The sequence below is a fragment of the Desulfobulbus alkaliphilus genome (assembly GCF_016918545.1).
Lineage (GTDB): Bacteria > Desulfobacterota > Desulfobulbia > Desulfobulbales > Desulfobulbaceae > Desulfobulbus > Desulfobulbus alkaliphilus.
Window position 1 is genome coordinate 1 of sequence record NZ_JAFFQC010000165.1, and the last position, 478, is coordinate 478.

Annotated in this window: 1 protein-coding gene; it reads right to left on the reverse strand. The window is 68.0% G+C overall.

What is annotated here, in order from left to right; genetic code table 11:
- Positions 1-478 (reverse strand): isocitrate/isopropylmalate family dehydrogenase (locus JWG43_RS20715; RefSeq protein ID WP_240193675.1); only part of this gene is annotated, 478 nt, incomplete at both ends.

Sequence of the window (478 nt, forward strand, 5' to 3'; positions counted from 1 at the left end):
GCTCCAGGGTGATGTCGGGGAACTCCTCGGCATGGATGCGGGTCACGACCTCGCGCCACAAGCGACTGGTCTCCATGACATTGGCCTTGTCGACCGAGGTCACCTTGCCGCGACGCTGTTGAGCGGTCTGGAAGGCGGCGCGGGTCACCCGCTCGATCTCCGGCACGGTGTATTCGCACAGGTCGGTGGCGCGATCGGCGGTGCGGGTCTTCTCGCCGAAATAGACGCCGCCGGTCAGTTCGCGGAAGACGATCAGATCGACGCCCTCGACGATCTCCTTCTTCAGCGGGGAGCGGTGCGCCAGCACCGGCGACACCTGCAACGGCCGCAGATTGGCGAACAGGCCCATCGCCTTGCGGATCGCCAACAGCCCCTGTTCCGGACGCGCCTTGCCGCCATCCCATTTCGGTCCGCCCACGGCGCCCAACAGCACCGCGTCGGAAGCGACGCAGGCGGCGCGCGTGGCCTCGGGCAAGGG